The 758-nt window shown below is 54.4% G+C and carries 1 pseudogene; it reads left to right on the plus strand.

Annotation, left to right across the window (positions count from 1 at the left end):
• Nucleotides 1-86 precede the first annotated feature (86 nt).
• Nucleotides 87-758 (plus strand): annotated as a pseudogene (locus tag P775_RS24790) (IS6 family transposase); the annotation flags it as partial.

The following is a 758-nucleotide window of genomic DNA, read 5'->3' on the forward strand; positions in this document are numbered from 1 at the left end:
GGTTCTGTCGCAAAGCTTTCGTGACTTGAGTGCTTTTTGCGGTGGGCTTTACCTTTGAGGCTGGATGACGAGAGGCGGAGGTTGTGCTGGTCGATTTTAAGGGAAGCCAATTTCCGAAGGATGTGCTCTTGTTTGCGGTCTGGTTCTACGTCCGTTTTGCGGTGTCGTATCGTGATCTTGAAGAGATCATGGCTGAGCGCGGAGTAGAGGTCGACCATGCTACGTTGAACCGATGGGTCGAGAAATACGCTGAACAGATCGCGTCCAAGGCACAGAAGCGAAAAGCGCAGCCCGCGCGTTCCTGGCCGATGGATGACACCTACATCAAGGTGAAGGGCCGCTGGTGTTACCTGTATCGGGCTGTCGACAAGTTCGGAAATACGCTTGATTTCATGTTGTCGGAAACACGCGATGAAGCAGCCGCCACCCGGTTTTTCGCGCGCACCATCCGCAACAATGGCTGGCCGGATCGGGTCGTCATCGATAAGAGCGGTGCCAATGCTGCTGGGCTGGAAAACATGAACCTGCTGCTCCTGCTAAGCGGCTGGTGCTGGCTCATTGAAATTCTACAGGTCAAATACCTGAACAATATCATCGGTTCATCAAGCGGATCACTCGGCAGATGAAGGGCTTCAAATCCTTTGCGTCTGCGCAAGCGACCCTTGCCGGGATCAAAACCGCGCACATGATCCGAAAAGGTCAACTCGCCGGGAAAGAACAATCCCCCCCGTCCAGCAGTTCAAGGCGCTCGCAGGATA

Source organism: Puniceibacterium antarcticum, assembly GCF_002760615.1.
Taxonomy (GTDB): domain Bacteria; phylum Pseudomonadota; class Alphaproteobacteria; order Rhodobacterales; family Rhodobacteraceae; genus Puniceibacterium; species Puniceibacterium antarcticum.